Below are 14248 nucleotides of genomic sequence, written 5' to 3'. Positions count from 1 at the left end.
CGAAAGATCCGTCGGCCGCGGCTTCTAGCGGTCAGCTCGGAATCTCTTGCAAGGTCCTGGTCGGTGCCAAATCCGCTGCTAACTCACACTCTGGGTGGAATCATCACCTCTTCCGGAGGAGATGGACGCAAGATTTCTGTGTGCCAATGTCCCCCGCAGGAAATTTGGCGATGGAGGGCAGGGATGGACCTAGTTGACGGCTCGTCAGGCAGTCTTCTCCAACTCTTGTCCACTGGGGGTTAGCTTATGGCGACTAGCCGAGCGCACCGAACAAGGTGATCAGGCAGATACTGAGAATCAACGTTGTACTAGTAGGGCATGGTGGTTCATGGGGATCCTTGCGCGAAATCGCAGATCATCCAGGCTCTCGCGGCCAACGGTCGGGGGAGTAGGCGTCGTCACCGATTTGCCGCGCTACGGTCTGTACGGTGTGTTGATCCAGGCCTCGCCACCTACTCCGGAATTGAACATGAGGTCACCCTGCACGCTGCGTGGGATCGTCAGCATTACAGCCCCCGAATCCTGGAAAGCCTGGCGCAGCGGCTCAAGGACTTTTTGCGTAGTACGCACTGAAGCGCGACGCTTGTGTCTGCAACTCGAGCTATGACGTGGTGGCTAACAGGACACTACGGCGCCTTATTCAGCGAGCATCCGGAAACTCGATCTGATTGGCTGACGCGTAGCGCAGGCTATCGAGCAGGTCGGTGATCCCAGGGTCGCTCTCTGTCCCTTTGCGCCAGCACATTCCCAATGTGCCGAGGGCATCGAGTTCAAACTCCAGCGGGACGATCAGGCCGCGCTGGGTGAAGTGGTCGGCCACGCGGTCCGAGGCGATCGAGAGCATGTCGCTCAATTGCAGCAGCCACAGGTTTGCAATCAGCGAGGATGACTCCACCCGATAGGGTAAAGGCCGTTGACCGGCGTTGGTCAGGGCGATGTCCAGCTTGCTGCGAATTGGCGTGCCCACCGGCCACATAATCCAGTCGAAGGCATGCAATGCCTCCCAGTCCAGTGAAGGTTGGCAGGTCAACGGGTGTCCCGGCCTGCTGATCACCCGCATGGTCTCTTCATACAGCAGTTCGCTGCACAGACTGTGACGTGGGGCGAAGTTATCGAAGCGGCCAACCACCAGGTCCAGTTGCCCTTGCTCCAGTCGCTCGAGCAGCACATTCATGGTGTTTTCCTGAAGCTCCACCTGTGCATTGGGATGTAAACGCAGAAACTGGATGATCGCCGCCGGCACCAGGTTAGGCGCAGAAGCAGGTGAAGTGCCGATGGCCACACGATACGAACTACCTTCCTGCATGGCCGCCAGATTCTGCTGGGCCCGGTCCATTTCACTCAAAACCCGCTGTGCATGACCCAGCAGCATCTGTCCTTGAGAGGTCGGTTTGAGCCCGCGGGCATGGCGTTCGAATAAGGGCGCGCCAACACTGTCCTCCAGTTCCTTCAGCCATTTCGAAAGGGCCGGCTGAGTCGTGAACGTCACCCGTGCAGCCTCACTGATACTTCCGGTCTCGGCCAGGCTGATCAGCAATTGCAGGTGACTGAGTCGTAGTCGGCGGGTCCAGTCCATCTTTTTACCTATATATTTATTAGCATGGATGCATCATAAAATAGCATTATTAGGATATGGGATGCTGCAGGATAATTCATCGGGCCACGGTTTCCACCACGCATGGAAACCGCTCTTCGAAGCGTTTACCCGGCTAAAGGGTTTGACCTTCGGCTAACTCGCCAGGGTGTCCTGATGAATAACAAAATCAACGATGTGCGTGCCGATTTTTACCAGCGCATCGACAAGCACCATCTCTTTCCGCTTTGGGAGCAGCTGCACAATCTTGTGCCCAAAGAGCCCGCCGATGCCTGTGTCGGTGCGTTATGGCGTTATCGGGAATTGCGCCCTTATCTGACTGAAGCGGGTCGTTTGATCACGGCAGAAGAAGCGGTTCGTCGCGTTCTGGTCCTGGAGAATCCTGCCATCCGTGGCTCGGCTTCGATCACCTCGAGCCTGTACGCCGGACTGCAAATGATCTTGCCGGGTGAGATCGCCCCAAGCCATCGCCACAGTCAATCGGCGCTGCGCTTTGTTGTCGAAGGTCGTGGGGCGTTTACGGCAGTCGACGGCGAACGCACGACCATGGAGCCCGGCGACTTCATCATCACACCCTCCTGGACCTGGCATGACCATGGCAACCCGACTGAAGCCGAAGGCGGCGAGCCGGTGATCTGGCTCGATGGTCTGGACATTCCCATGGTGCGTTTTTTTGGCGCTGGATTCGCCGAAAACTACGAGGAGCCGGTTCAGCCACTGACCCGCCCCGAAGGCAACAGCTACGCGCGCTATGGCATGAATTTACTGCCGATGCGCCATGAATCCAGCTCGCGAACTTCGCCTGTATTCAACTACCCCTATGCCCGTACTCGCGAGGCGCTCGACATCCTGTTGCGCCAGGATCAGGTCGATCCGTGGGATGGGGTGAAGTTGCGCTACGTGAATCCGCTTACCGGCGGCTGGCCGATGCCGACCATCGCGACCTTCATGCAAATTCTGCCGCGAGGCTTCCGTGGCCAGACTTACCGCAATACCGATGCCACGGTTTTTTCGGTCGTGGAAGGTCGGGGCAGCGTCAACATCGCYGGCCAACGCCATGAGTTTGAAGCCCGCGACATCTTCGTTGTGCCGAGTTGGGCGGCGGTGAATTTTCAGACCGATGAAGACTGCGTGCTGTTCAGCTTCTCTGACCGACCGGTCCAGGAAGCGCTGGGCATTCTTCGCGAATCCCGTGAAACCCGTTAACCCCCAATTCGTTTCTATCAGGAGTCGAGCATGACTTACGTTGTCGAGCCTCAAGCGGTTACTGCACTGTCGATCAATGGCAGCGCTGACACTTTTCCGGTGCGCCGGGTGTATTGCGTTGGCCGTAACTACGCCGCTCATGCGCGGGAAATGGGCTTTGATCCCGACCGCGAGCCGCCGTTCTTTTTCTGCAAACCGGCCGACTCCGTTGTGCCGGTGGCTTATTACCAGCCCCTGGAACTGCCTTATCCGGCCGAAACCAGCAACTACCACTACGAAATCGAGCTCGTCGTGGCCATTGGCAAGGCAGGTCGCGATATTCCGCTGGAGCAGGCCAACGACTATGTCTATGGCTACTCCGTCGGCCTGGACATGACCCGCCGTGACTTGCAGATGAAAATGCGCGAAATGGGCCGCCCCTGGGAAATCGGCAAGGCGTTCGATGCCTCGGCTCCGATCGGTCCGTTGCACCCGGCCAGCCAGATTGGCCACCCGAGCAAGGCCGGTCTGTGGCTGCAGGTCAATGGCACTGACAAGCAACGCAGCGATATCGACAAGCTGATCTGGTCTGTCCCGGAAACCATTAGCTATCTCTCGCGCTTCTTCGAACTGCAGCCTGGCGACTTGATCATGACCGGTACGCCGGAAGGTGTGGGCCCGGTGGTGGTCGGCGAGCGCATGACCGGTGGCGTCGAAGGCTTGGGCGAGATCCAGGTCGACGTCGTTTAACCCGCTCCGGGCCGGCTCCACGCCGCCGGCCCCGGATCAAACCGCCAATACATGGCCCGAAAAATGTGCAGGGCCGGAGGATTCGCTCATGTCTTCCACTGATAAAAATAACAGTGTGGATGTACAGGACTTCATCGACACCAGGCCGGTCAGCCCCTTTCAGTGGTTGGTTCTGGGCTTATGCTTTCTGGTAACGGCCATTGATGGTCTGGACACTGCCGCCGTCGGTTTCATCGCCCCGGCCTTGCGCGAGGAGTGGGGTTTGACGCCTGCGCAACTCAACCCGGTACTCGGCGCTTCATTGCTGGGTCTGATGCTGGGGGCTTTCATCGCAGGCCCGTTGGCTGACCGTTTCGGTCGCAAAACCATATTGCTGATTTCCGTTTTATTCTTCGGTGGGTGGAGCCTGGCCGCCTGTGCATCGCAGGATGTCCTTGGCTTGACCGCGATGCGATTTCTCACTGGTCTCGGATTGGGTGGTGCCATGCCCAATGCGATCACCCTGACCTCCGAGTACTGTCCTCAGCGCCGTCGCTCGTTGATGGTCACCACCATGTTCTGCGGTTTCACCCTGGGCTCGGCGCTCGGGGGTGTGGTAGCCGCCCAGATGGTCCCAGTGTTTGGGTGGCGCAGCGTGCTGTTTCTTGGCGGCCTGTTGCCGCTGTTGTGTCTGCCATTTCTGTTTGTACTGTTGCCTGAGTCGGTGCGATTCCTGGTGCAGCACTCGGCGCCTGCGACGCGGATCAGCGCCATTTTGCAACGCATTTCAGCGCAACCGCTGGCAAGCAATCTCAGCTACGAGATTCACGATGGTATCGGTGAATCCAACACTCGCCAGTCGCCGATCCACCAGATTCTCAGCGGTAGCCATCGCATCGGAACCCTGCTGCTGTGGAGTTCGTTCTCCATGAGTCTGCTGATCATTTACATGATGACCAGCTGGCTGCCGATCCTGATCAAGGATACCGGCCTGCAGCTCAGCCAGGCGGCGCTGGTCAGCGCCATGTTTCAGGTCGGCGGCACCGTGGGCGCTATCGTCCTGGGTGGGGCCATGGATCGCTGCAACCCATTCCGGGTATTGGTCTGCGCCTACATCACCGGTGCTTTCTGCCTGATGGCGATTGGTCTCTTCCATGATCAGTACATCCTGTTGATTCTCGGGGTGTTCGGCATGGGCTTTTGCATCAGTGGATCGCAAGTGGGGGCCAATGCGCTGGCTGCCGGCTTCTACCCGACCACCATGCGTGCCACCGGGGTCAGCTGGGCCCACGGTGTCGGCCGCATCGGCGCGGTTCTCGGTACCCTCGGCGGTGGCTGGATGCTAGGCATGGGTATGGGCTTTAGCGGCGTCTTCACCCTCCTGATGGTGCCCGCCGTGCTGGCCAGCGTGGCGATATTTCTGATGGGCCTACGCTACAGCCGCTCGCTGCAGCAGACCCCAATCGTCGTTCATTGATCTGCCATAGGTACTGTCACTATGAAGCTCTACAGTTTCTTCAACAGCTCCACCTCCTACCGGGTGCGTATCGCGCTTGCGTTGAAGGAGCTGCCCTACGACTACCAGGGCATCAACCTGCGGGTCGGTCAACAATACAGTGGCGAACATCGCGAGCGCAGCCCAATTGGCGGTGTGCCGGTGCTCAACGCCGATGGCGATCTGTTGACCCAATCCCTGGCCATCATYGACTACCTCGACAGCCAGTACCCCGGCCCACGTCTGATCCCGGCCGATGCCCTGCAGCGTGCCCGCGTGCTGGAAATCGCCAACCTGATCGGCTGCGATATCCATCCCGTCAACAACGTACGGGTACTCAATTACCTGCAGAACGTATTGGCCGTCACCGCTGAGCAAAAGACTGCCTGGTACAAACATTGGGTGGCCGAAGGCCTGGGCGCCGTCGAAGCGCTGCTGCGCCGCCATGGCAGCGGCGACTACTGTATGGGTGACGAGCCTGGCCTGGCCGACTGCTGCCTGATACCGCAAGTGGCCAATGCCGAGCGCATGGGCTGCGACCTTTCCTCTTACCCGCGGGTGATGGCGGTGTATCGCCATTGCCTGGAGCTGCCTGCATTTCTGGCTGCCGCACCTGCACGGCAGCCCGACTTCATTGCATAACCAATCGGCAGGCTTCGCTGCTCATTCAAGCAGCCTGCTCAGCAACGTATTTGGAGACCAGAATCATGACTGCACAAGATAAAAAACAGTCGGTTATCGTCGTCGGTGGAGGCATCGGTGGCCTCGCCGCTGCCCAGGCATTGACCCAACAGGGTATTGCGGTACTGCTACTGGAGCAGGCTGACCATATCGGCGAGATCGGTGCCGGCATCCAGCTTGGCCCGAATGCCTATGCGGCGCTCGACGCTCTGGGAGCGGGCGAGGCCGCACGGAGTCGCTCGGTGTTCACTGATCATCTGATCATGATGGATGCAATCGATGCCCACGAAGTCGCTCGCATCGATGTCGGTGAAGCGTTCCGCAAGCGCTTCGGCAACCCCTATGGCGTAATCCACCGTGTCGACATTCATTTGTCGATTCTGGAAGTGGTGCAAAACAACCCGCTGATTCAGTTCAAAACCTCGGTCTGCATTAAAAACCTTGAGCAGGACGCCGATGGCGTAACGCTGACCGACAGTCACGGCAATACCTACCGCGCCGATGCCGTGATTGGCTGCGACGGTGTGCGCTCGGTGGTTCGCGATGCACTGCATGGCGAGCCGCCGCGGGTGACCGGGCACGTGGTGTACCGCGCGGTGGTCGAGGAAAATGACATGCCCGAGGACTTGCGCGTTAACGCGCCGATGCTCTGGGCAGGCCCGCGTTGCCACCTGGTGCATTACCCGCTGCGTGGTGGCAAGCAATACAATCTGGTCGTCACCTTCCACAGCAAGGAACAGGAAGAGTGGGGCGTTACCGAAGGCAGCAAAGAGGAAGTGTTGAGCTACTTCGAAGGTATTCACCCGCGCCCACGGCAAATGCTTGACCGTCCGACCTCCTGGCGGCGCTGGGCCACGGCTGACCGTGAGCCGGTGGAAAATTGGGGCGAAGGTCGCGCGACCATCCTCGGCGACGCCGCGCATCCCATGACCCAATACCTGGCCCAAGGCGCCTGCAGCGCACTGGAGGACGCCGTGGTACTGGGGCAGGCCGTCAAGCAATGCAACTTCGACCTGCAAGCGGCTTTCCGTCTGTACGAAACCATCCGTATCCCACGCACCGCCCGAATCCTCTGGTCGGCCAGGGAGATGGGACGCCTCTACCACGCCAAAGGCGTCGAGCGTCAGGTGCGCAATCAGCTATGGGACGGACGTGCGCAGGAGCAGTTCTACGACGCCATACAATGGCTGTACGGCTGGAGCCTCGATAACTGCATGAAGCACTGATACGCCTATCGACTTCGCTTAACGCAAGCGCGGGCCATTAAAAATTGGATCTCTGAAAAGAGGTCCATTTTTTTCGTCCAAAGAAAAGTCGTTCTTTGGCGCAGCTTTTTGCGCTGTCGGGATAACGGCGTAACCCATTGGAGCGCCGATGCCGGGAGAGCTTCCTATGATCGGGTCATGTCGATGGCGACGTATTGGGACCGCTGTTAGAAATGAGCACCGACGACCACGTGCCTTGCCGGACGAAGTTTTTGCGTGAGATGCCAACCGACGAAACCAGAGCGCCAATCAAGGTTGGTTACTGATGTCTGCTACGGAGTTGATCGCTCATGAATGATGCGACGTACCGAGTCACCCTTTCGTGTAAGCACGGTGGCCTGAAGTGAGTGCCTACCTGCAATGCCTGTCGCATACCCCGCTGGTCGGTCATGTCGATCCGCTTCCGGCGGTGCTGGCCGAGGTCGATGGCGTGGTGGCCGACGCCCGGCAGCGGATCGCGCAGTTCGATCCGGAGCTGGTGATCCTGTTCGCACCGGATCACTACAACGGCTTTTTCTATGACGTGATGCCATCGTTCTGCATTGGCATGGCCGCCCATGCCATCGGCGACTTCGGCACCGCTGCCGGTCCGCTCAGTGTTCCCGGGGATCTGGCCGAAGCTTGCGCTAATACAGTGCTGGAGGCTGGCGTCGATGTTGCGGTGTCTTATCGCATGCAGGTGGATCATGGCTTTGCCCAACCGCTCGAGCTGCTGCTTGGCGGACTCGATCGTTGCCCGGTAATCCCGGTCTTCGTCAACTCGGTGGCCATCCCGCTTCCGGGTTTCCAGCGGGCCCGCCTGCTCGGCGAGGCCATCGGGACTTTTGCCCGCACGCTGAATAAACGGGTCCTGTTCCTTGCATCTGGCGGTCTGTCGCATCAGCCGCCGGTGCCGGAACTGGCCAAAGTGGATGCCCGCATGGCCGACCGACTGATGGGCAGCGGCCGAAACCTGCCGGCCGATGAGCGTGAAGCGCGCCAGCAGCGGGTCATCCTCGCGGCTCAACGCTTCATCGAAGACCAGAGTTCGCTGCACCCGCTCAATCCGGAATGGGATCAGCAGTTCCTCGACATTCTTGCCGAGGGCCGCCTTGCCGAACTGGACGGATTGGGCAATGCCGAGCTGTCTGCCCTTGCCGGTAAGTCCACTCACGAAGTGAAAACCTGGGTGGCGGCTTTCGCCGCGCTCTCGGCCTTTGGCCCCTATCAGGCAAACGACCGTTACTACCGCCCGATTCCCGAATGGATCGCTGGCTTCGGCTCGCTCAGTGCCCAACCGTCGGTCTGAAGCGACTTCGTAATGCCATTCTCTGAACTCAAGGAGTTAGCCAATGAGAGAAACATCCCAAGCCCTGACCGAAGCGTCCAGCAGCAAATTCGCTCGTATCAACGAAGGCGATCTTGAGCTGAACATCCATTACAACGACTGCGGCCAAGGCGCCGAGACGGTAGTGATGCTGCACGGTTCTGGTCCGGGCGCCAGCGGCTGGGCCAACTTCAACCGCAACATCGAGCCATTGGTCGAGGCCGGCTATCGGGTGATCCTCATGGATTGCCCAGGCTGGAGCAAGAGCGACTCCATCGTTTGCACCGGCTCACGCTCGGATCTTAATGCCCGCGTGCTGGAGGGGCTGCTCGATGTACTGGGCCTTGAGCGAGTGCATATTCTCGGTAACTCCATGGGCGGTCACAGCGCTGTCGCCTTCGCTCTGGCCAACCCGCAGCGGGTCGGCAAACTGGTGCTGATGGGCGGCGGTACCGGTGGTGCGAGTTCGTTCGTGCCGATGCCGACCGAAGGCATCAAGTTGCTGCAGGGGCTGTACCGGGAGCCGACCGTCGAGAACCTGAAGAAGATGATGAACGTCTTTGTCTTCGACACCAGCGACCTCACTGAAGCGCTGTTCCAGACTCGCCTGGACAACATGCTGTCACGTCGGGACCACCTGGAAAATTTCGTCGAGAGCCATTCCATCAATCCGAAACAGTTCCCTGATTTCGGTCCGCGTCTGGGCGAAATCATGGCGCAGACGCTGGTCATCTGGGGCCGTAACGACCGCTTCGTACCCATGGACACCGGTCTGCGGCTGATCGCCGGCATCCCCAATTCCGAACTGCACGTGTTCAACAGCTGTGGCCACTGGGCGCAGTGGGAGCACGCCGACAAGTTCAACCGCATGGTGCTGGATTTCCTGAGCCACTGATCGGGCACCTGGCGCTGGCGGACTTCGGTTCCTCCCACTCCAGCGACAGGGATGCTCGATACCCTCTTGGCAGGGTATCGGGCGGGGCTTGAACGGCGCGCAATCTCTGAGGTGAGTTATGAGTGTTACCCAACAAACTCTGGATCAACTGGCCAGCGCCTTGCGCCAGGCCCAGGCCCGCGGTGAAGCGATCGAACCGCTGCGTGAACAGATTGGCGAAGACAACGCCGAGGCCGCTTATGCCATTCAGCGGCTCAACGTCGCCCATGGCGTCGCCAACGGTCGGCGCGTGGTCGGTCGCAAGATCGGCCTGACCAATCCCAAGGTGCAATGTCAATTGGGTGTGGATCAGCCGGACTTCGGCACCYTGTTCGCCGACATGTGTTACGGCGACAACCAGGTGGTGCCATTGGCCAGCGTGCTGCAACCGAAGATTGAAGCCGAAATCGCGCTGATCCTGGAGCGCGACCTGCCAAGCGTCGACACCACTTTCGCTGAGGTCCTGGCGGCCACCGGATTCGTATTGCCGGCGCTGGAAATCGTCGGCAGTCGTGTTCAAGGCTGGAACATCCGTTTCGTCGATACCGTGGCTGACAACGCCTCCAGTGGCTGCTTTGTATTGGGTGGCCCTGCCCGACGTATCGATGGGCTCGACCTGCGCCAGGCCAGCATGCACATGACCCGCAATGGCGAAGAGGTCTCCAGCGGCAGCGGCGCCGAATGCCTCGGTCATCCACTCAATGCGGCCGTCTGGCTGGCCCGCACCATGGCGCGGCTCGGTGAGCCGCTCAAGGCCGGCGACATCATCCTGACCGGCGCGCTCGGGCCGATGGTCACGGTCGCGGCCGGTGATCGGTTCGAAACCGTTATCGACGGTATCGGTCGCGTTGCTGTCGACTTTGCATAAGAGGCACTACCCATGAAAAAACTCAAAGTCGCCATCATCGGCTCGGGCAACATCGGCACCGACCTGATGATCAAGATTCTGCGCAATGCCCGTTACCTGGACATGGCGGTGATGGTCGGTATCGATCCAGCCTCCGACGGCCTGGCCCGCGCTCAGCGCATGGGCGTGGCCACCACCCACGAAGGCGTCGAAGGCCTGACTCGCATGGACGTGTTCAAGGACATCGATTTCGTCTTCGATGCGACCTCGGCCGGCGCCCACGTGAAGAACGACGCCTTCTTGCGTTCGGTCAAGCCGGGGATTCGCCTGATCGACCTGACCCCGGCGGCCATCGGCCCGTACTGTGTGCCGGTGGTCAACCTGGAACAGAACCTCGACCAGCTCAACGTCAACATGGTCACCTGCGGCGGTCAGGCGACCATCCCGATGGTCGCGGCGGTATCGCGGGTGGCCAAGGTGCATTACGCCGAAATCGTCGCCTCGATCGCCAGCAAATCCGCCGGTCCCGGCACTCGCGCCAACATCGACGAATTCACCGAAACCACCTCCAAGGCTATCGAAGTGATCGGCGGTGCAGCCAAGGGCAAGGCGATCATCGTGATGAACCCGGCCGAGCCGCCGTTGATGATGCGCGACACGGTGTTTGTGTTGTCCGAAGCGGTCGACCAAGCCAGGGTCGAAGCCTCCATCGTCGAGATGGCGGCTGCGGTGCAGGCCTATGTGCCGGGCTATCGTTTGAAGCAGAAAGTCCAGTTCGACGTGATTCCTGAAGACGCACCACTGAACATCCCTGGCCTGGGCAAATTCTCCGGCCTCAAGACCTCGGTGTTCCTCGAAGTCGAAGGCGCCGCCCATTACCTGCCAGCCTATGCCGGCAACCTCGACATCATGACCTCCGCAGCCTTGGCCACCGCCGAGCGCATGGCGCAGTCGATGCAACAGGCCTGAGGAGAATTTCATGAACGGCAAAAAACTCTACATCTCCGACGTCACCCTGCGCGACGGCAGCCACGCCGTACGCCATCAGTATTCGATCCAGAACGTGCAGGACATAGCGCGCGCCTTGGACAAGGCCAGGGTCGACGCGATCGAAGTCGCCCACGGCGACGGCCTGCAAGGTTCGAGCTTCAACTACGGCTTCGCCGCCCATACCGATCTGGAGTGGATTGAAGCGGCCGCCGATGTGATCAGCCACGCCAAAATCACCACCCTGTTGTTGCCCGGCATCGGTACGGTGCATGACCTCAAGGCGGCCTACGACGCCGGTGCCCGGGTGGTGCGCATCGCCACCCATTGCACTGAAGCGGATGTGTCGAAACAGCACATCGAATACGCCCGCGAGCTAGGCATGGACACCGTCGGTTTCCTGATGATGAGCCACATGATCGCGCCGGAGCACCTCGCGCAGCAGGCCAAACTGATGGAGAGCTACGGCGCGACCTGCGTGTACATGGCCGACTCCGGCGGGGCGATGAACATGCAGGACGTGCGCGAGCGCTTCCGCGCGTTCAAGGCGGTGCTCAAGCCGGAAACCGAAACCGGCATGCATGCCCACCACAACCTGAGCCTCGGTGTGGCCAACTCGATCACGGCGGTGGAGGAGGGCTGTGACCGCATCGATGCCAGCCTCGCCGGGATGGGCGCCGGGGCCGGCAACGCGCCGCTGGAGGTGTTCATCGCCGCTGCCGAGCGCCTCGGCTGGAATCACGGCACCGATCTCTACACGTTAATGGACGCGGCGGATGACATTGTCCGTCCGCTGCAGGACCGGCCGGTGCGGGTCGATCGCGAAACCCTGGCGCTGGGCTATGCCGGGGTCTATTCGAGCTTCCTGCGCCACGCCGAAATCGCCGCCGCCAAGTACGGCCTCAAGACCCTCGACATCCTCGTCGAGCTGGGCAAGCGGCGCATGGTTGGCGGTCAGGAAGACATGATCGTCGATGTGGCGCTGGACTTGCTGGCCACCACCAGGTCCTGATCCGGGTACTGGCTCCCCCGGCGGGCAGTCGCTCGCCGGGGGCATCGCAAGTGTGCTGGCCAGGGACTCTCGGCCTGGCCGCCCTCTACAGGAGTTCGTCATGCTGGCCAACCTATCCCTGAAGAACAAACTACTGTTCACCATCCTGCCACTGACGCTGTTGATCTATCTGGCGACAATACTGTTGGTCTACCAGTCGAGTCGCACCTCTACCGAGGCACTGGCGGAAGTTGCGGTGGACGCCATCGTCCATCAACAAGCCGCCGAGATTGCCGCCTGGTTTGACAGCGCGCTGCAAGGCGTGCGGACCAGTGCTGACCTGCTGTCGCGGGAAATAGTCGACGGCAAGCTGGTGGACAGCCGCATCGCTGATCAGTTGCTCGAATCGCTGTTGCAGAACAGCCCGCAGGCAAGCGCCGCCTGGTGGTTGCCTGCGCAAACCGGCGACACGCTGTATTGGCTACGCGGCGAGCAGGGCCTGCAGCCGGCCCCGGGCGCATCACGTGAGGCGGTGCGCGAGGCGCTGGGAACTATGGGGGGCGAGCGCGAAAGTGTCGCGCCGCCGCGTGCGCTACCTGGCCTTTCTGCATCGCGACCGGTGATCCTCGTGCAAGTGCCGGTGCGCGTGAACGGGCAGCTTGTCGGCACACTGGGCCTGGGCCTGGATGCCGATCAACTGCAGCGGCGAGTCGGCCAACTGCGCCCTTTGGATGTAGGTCTGGCGGCGCTGACTGCCCATGATACGACGCTGGTCGCTCATCCTGATCCGACGCGTGTGGGTCGCCGTGAAGCCGATACCGAGGCGGATTTTCTGGGCGACCACTTGCAGTCGATGATCGATGCGGTGCGTAACGGCAAGTCCCTGTCCCTGCGCTTCGTCTCACCGGCGATGCGCGAAGAAGTCTTCATGCTCGCGGTGCCGGTCGTCATCGGCAATACCGCTACACCCTGGTCGTTCGGCGTTGCCCTGCCCAGCGCGGCGGTGCTCGGTGGCGTCAAGACCCTCGCGATCAAGATGCTCATTCTCGGCAGCGTCGCCGTGCTGCTGGTCGGTGGTCTGATCCTGTTGCTTGGCCAAGCCATGGCGCGACCGCTGAATGTGGTGGTGCAGGCCATTGCGCAGCTGGCCTCGGGCGAGGCGGACCTGCGGTCGCGCCTACCGGTCAAGGGGCGCGACGAGCTGGCAACCCTGGCCCATGCACTCAACGGCTTCCTTGGCACCATGGCCGACTTGGTGGGAGAGATCAAAKGCAACAGCGAGTCCCTGCAACAGACCTCCACCAGCCTGCAGCAGGAAAGCCAGTCCACCGGCGTCGTGGTCGATACCCAGCGAGATGAGATCGGTCAGCTGGCCACCGCTATGCAGCAGATGGCCATGACCGTCGAGGAGGTGGCCGCCAATGCCGTTCAGGCTGCACAGGCCACCCAGGAGGGGGATCTGGCGGTGGCGCAGGGGCAGGCCACGGTGGCCCGGTTAAGCAGCGCCATCGTCGAGGATGCGCAGCTGCTCGGACAGATATCCCAGCTGACCGGACAACTGGACCAAGCCAGCCAGGCCATTGGCGTAGTGGTGGCGGTGATCCGTGATATAGCCGAGCAAACCAACCTGCTGGCACTCAACGCGGCGATCGAGTCGGCGCGGGCCGGCGAGCAGGGCCGTGGTTTCGCCGTCGTTGCCGACGAAGTGCGCGCCCTGGCGCGGCGCACGCACAGCTCGACCGAGGAAGTCGGCAAGAGCATCGGCATGATCCAGGACAGCACGCGCAGTGTGGTGGCGATGGTCCAGAAGAGCCGCGACACCTCTCAGGCGAATGTCGCCAACGCGCGTGAGGCCGGCATGGCACTGCAGCGCATCACCGAAATGATTGGCCAGGTGCGCGACATGAGCCGGCAGATTGCCACGGCTACCGAGCAGCAGGCCACCACCAGTGAACAGCTGTCGAAAAGCCTGGTGACCATCGCCAGTTCCGCGCAAAGCGCTTCACAGAGTGCTGGCCAGGTTCACCAGCGCAGTCACCACCTGCAGACCCTGGCGGGTCGCCTGAACGGTTTGGTCAGCCGCTTTCGACTGTAAGCACCGGTAGCGTGCGGCGGACCGGTCAGGGTTCGCGGCGCGCCCGTCACTCCGAAAAATGCCCGCTTCGACATTAATTGGCGCCCAAGGGACAAGTCAGGCAGTGCCGGGATAGTCCCCTGTTCGGCCATGACTTTAG

Annotated in this window: 12 protein-coding genes and 1 pseudogene; 12 read left to right on the top strand and 1 reads right to left on the bottom strand. The window is 61.0% G+C overall.

The genetic code is table 11. From position 1 onward, the window contains the following. Positions 1 to 640: 640 nt before the first annotated feature. Positions 641 to 1576, bottom strand: coding sequence for a LysR substrate-binding domain-containing protein (locus AC1DXW_RS15140; RefSeq protein ID WP_477752715.1), 936 nt, complete (start codon positions 1574 to 1576; stop codon positions 641 to 643). Positions 1577 to 1750: 174 nt separating this feature from the next. Here AC1DXW_RS15140 and gtdA point away from each other — a divergent pair, with 174 nt between their 5' ends. The 12 genes and pseudogenes from gtdA (at position 1751) to AC1DXW_RS15080 (ending at position 14109) form a co-directional block, all read left to right on the top strand. Next, the gene (gene gtdA, locus AC1DXW_RS15135) at positions 1751 to 2800 is read left to right on the top strand and encodes a gentisate 1,2-dioxygenase (RefSeq protein WP_477752716.1); all 1050 of its coding nucleotides are present in this window, start codon (positions 1751 to 1753) and stop codon (positions 2798 to 2800) included. A gap of 30 nt (positions 2801 to 2830) precedes the next feature. After that, the gene (locus AC1DXW_RS15130; protein WP_477752717.1) at positions 2831 to 3529 is read left to right on the top strand and encodes a fumarylacetoacetate hydrolase family protein; all 699 of its coding nucleotides are present in this window, start codon (positions 2831 to 2833) and stop codon (positions 3527 to 3529) included. Between the two features lie 88 nt (positions 3530 to 3617). Continuing rightward, on the top strand, positions 3618 to 4985 hold the full coding sequence (locus tag AC1DXW_RS15125; RefSeq protein ID WP_477760158.1) for an MFS transporter: 1368 nt from the start codon (positions 3618 to 3620) through the stop codon (positions 4983 to 4985). 21 nt (positions 4986 to 5006) lie between these two features. Then, positions 5007 to 5645 (top strand): maleylacetoacetate isomerase, encoded by a 639-nt coding sequence (gene maiA / locus AC1DXW_RS15120; protein ID WP_477752719.1) that lies wholly within the window; start codon positions 5007 to 5009, stop codon positions 5643 to 5645. Positions 5646 to 5710: 65 nt separating this feature from the next. Next, complete coding sequence (locus AC1DXW_RS15115) at positions 5711 to 6910, top strand: 3-hydroxybenzoate 6-monooxygenase (RefSeq protein ID WP_477760157.1); 1200 nt, start codon at positions 5711 to 5713, stop codon at positions 6908 to 6910. Positions 6911 to 7292: 382 nt separating this feature from the next. Next, positions 7293 to 8237: a 3-carboxyethylcatechol 2,3-dioxygenase gene (gene mhpB, locus AC1DXW_RS15110; protein WP_477752721.1), complete on the top strand. Its 945-nt coding sequence runs from the start codon at positions 7293 to 7295 to the stop codon at positions 8235 to 8237. A 43-nt stretch (positions 8238 to 8280) separates the two neighbouring features. After that, entirely contained in the window at positions 8281 to 9150 is an 870-nt protein-coding gene (locus tag AC1DXW_RS15105) for an alpha/beta fold hydrolase (protein ID WP_477752722.1), read from the top strand. A 118-nt stretch (positions 9151 to 9268) separates the two neighbouring features. Then, positions 9269 to 10057: a 2-keto-4-pentenoate hydratase gene (gene mhpD, locus AC1DXW_RS15100; protein WP_477752723.1), complete on the top strand. Its 789-nt coding sequence runs from the start codon at positions 9269 to 9271 to the stop codon at positions 10055 to 10057. Between the two features lie 12 nt (positions 10058 to 10069). Then, positions 10070 to 11005 carry an acetaldehyde dehydrogenase (acetylating) gene (locus AC1DXW_RS15095; RefSeq protein ID WP_477752724.1) on the top strand — a complete coding sequence of 312 codons (936 nt, stop codon included), beginning with the start codon at positions 10070 to 10072 and terminating at the stop codon, positions 11003 to 11005. Between the two features lie 10 nt (positions 11006 to 11015). Beyond that, a complete protein-coding gene (dmpG, locus tag AC1DXW_RS15090; protein WP_477752725.1) occupies positions 11016 to 12035 on the top strand; it encodes a 4-hydroxy-2-oxovalerate aldolase in 1020 nt (339 codons plus the stop codon). Further along, a pseudogene (locus AC1DXW_RS15085) lies at positions 11998 to 13419 on the top strand (PDC sensor domain-containing protein); the annotation flags it as partial. The gene dmpG and the pseudogene AC1DXW_RS15085, both read left to right, overlap by 38 nt. Next, a complete protein-coding gene (locus tag AC1DXW_RS15080) occupies positions 13396 to 14109 on the top strand; it encodes a methyl-accepting chemotaxis protein (RefSeq protein WP_477760159.1) in 714 nt (237 codons plus the stop codon). The pseudogene AC1DXW_RS15085 and the gene AC1DXW_RS15080, both read left to right, overlap by 24 nt. Positions 14110 to 14248 lie beyond the last annotated feature (139 nt).

This window comes from Pseudomonas sp. P4_C4, assembly GCF_056402055.1.
Note: the sequence above shows the minus strand (reverse complement) of the source record. Positions and strands in the feature narration are given on the sequence as shown.

Bases quoted from the DNA above. Each gene is read 5' to 3' on its own strand.
- AC1DXW_RS15095 (WP_477752724.1), top strand. From the start codon at position 10,070: ATGAAAAAACTCAAAGTCGCCATCATCGGCTCGGGCAACATCGGCACC.
- AC1DXW_RS15105 (WP_477752722.1), top strand. From the start codon at position 8,281: ATGAGAGAAACATCCCAAGCCCTGACCGAAGCGTCCAGCAGCAAATTC.
- dmpG (WP_477752725.1), top strand. From the start codon at position 11,016: ATGAACGGCAAAAAACTCTACATCTCCGACGTCACCCTGCGCGACGGC.
- AC1DXW_RS15130 (WP_477752717.1), top strand. From the start codon at position 2,831: ATGACTTACGTTGTCGAGCCTCAAGCGGTTACTGCACTGTCGATCAAT.
- AC1DXW_RS15140 (WP_477752715.1), bottom strand. From the start codon at position 1,576: ATGGACTGGACCCGCCGACTACGACTCAGTCACCTGCAATTGCTGATC.
- AC1DXW_RS15115 (WP_477760157.1), top strand. From the start codon at position 5,711: ATGACTGCACAAGATAAAAAACAGTCGGTTATCGTCGTCGGTGGAGGC.
- AC1DXW_RS15125 (WP_477760158.1), top strand. From the start codon at position 3,618: ATGTCTTCCACTGATAAAAATAACAGTGTGGATGTACAGGACTTCATC.
- AC1DXW_RS15080 (WP_477760159.1), top strand. From the start codon at position 13,396: ATGCAGCAGATGGCCATGACCGTCGAGGAGGTGGCCGCCAATGCCGTT.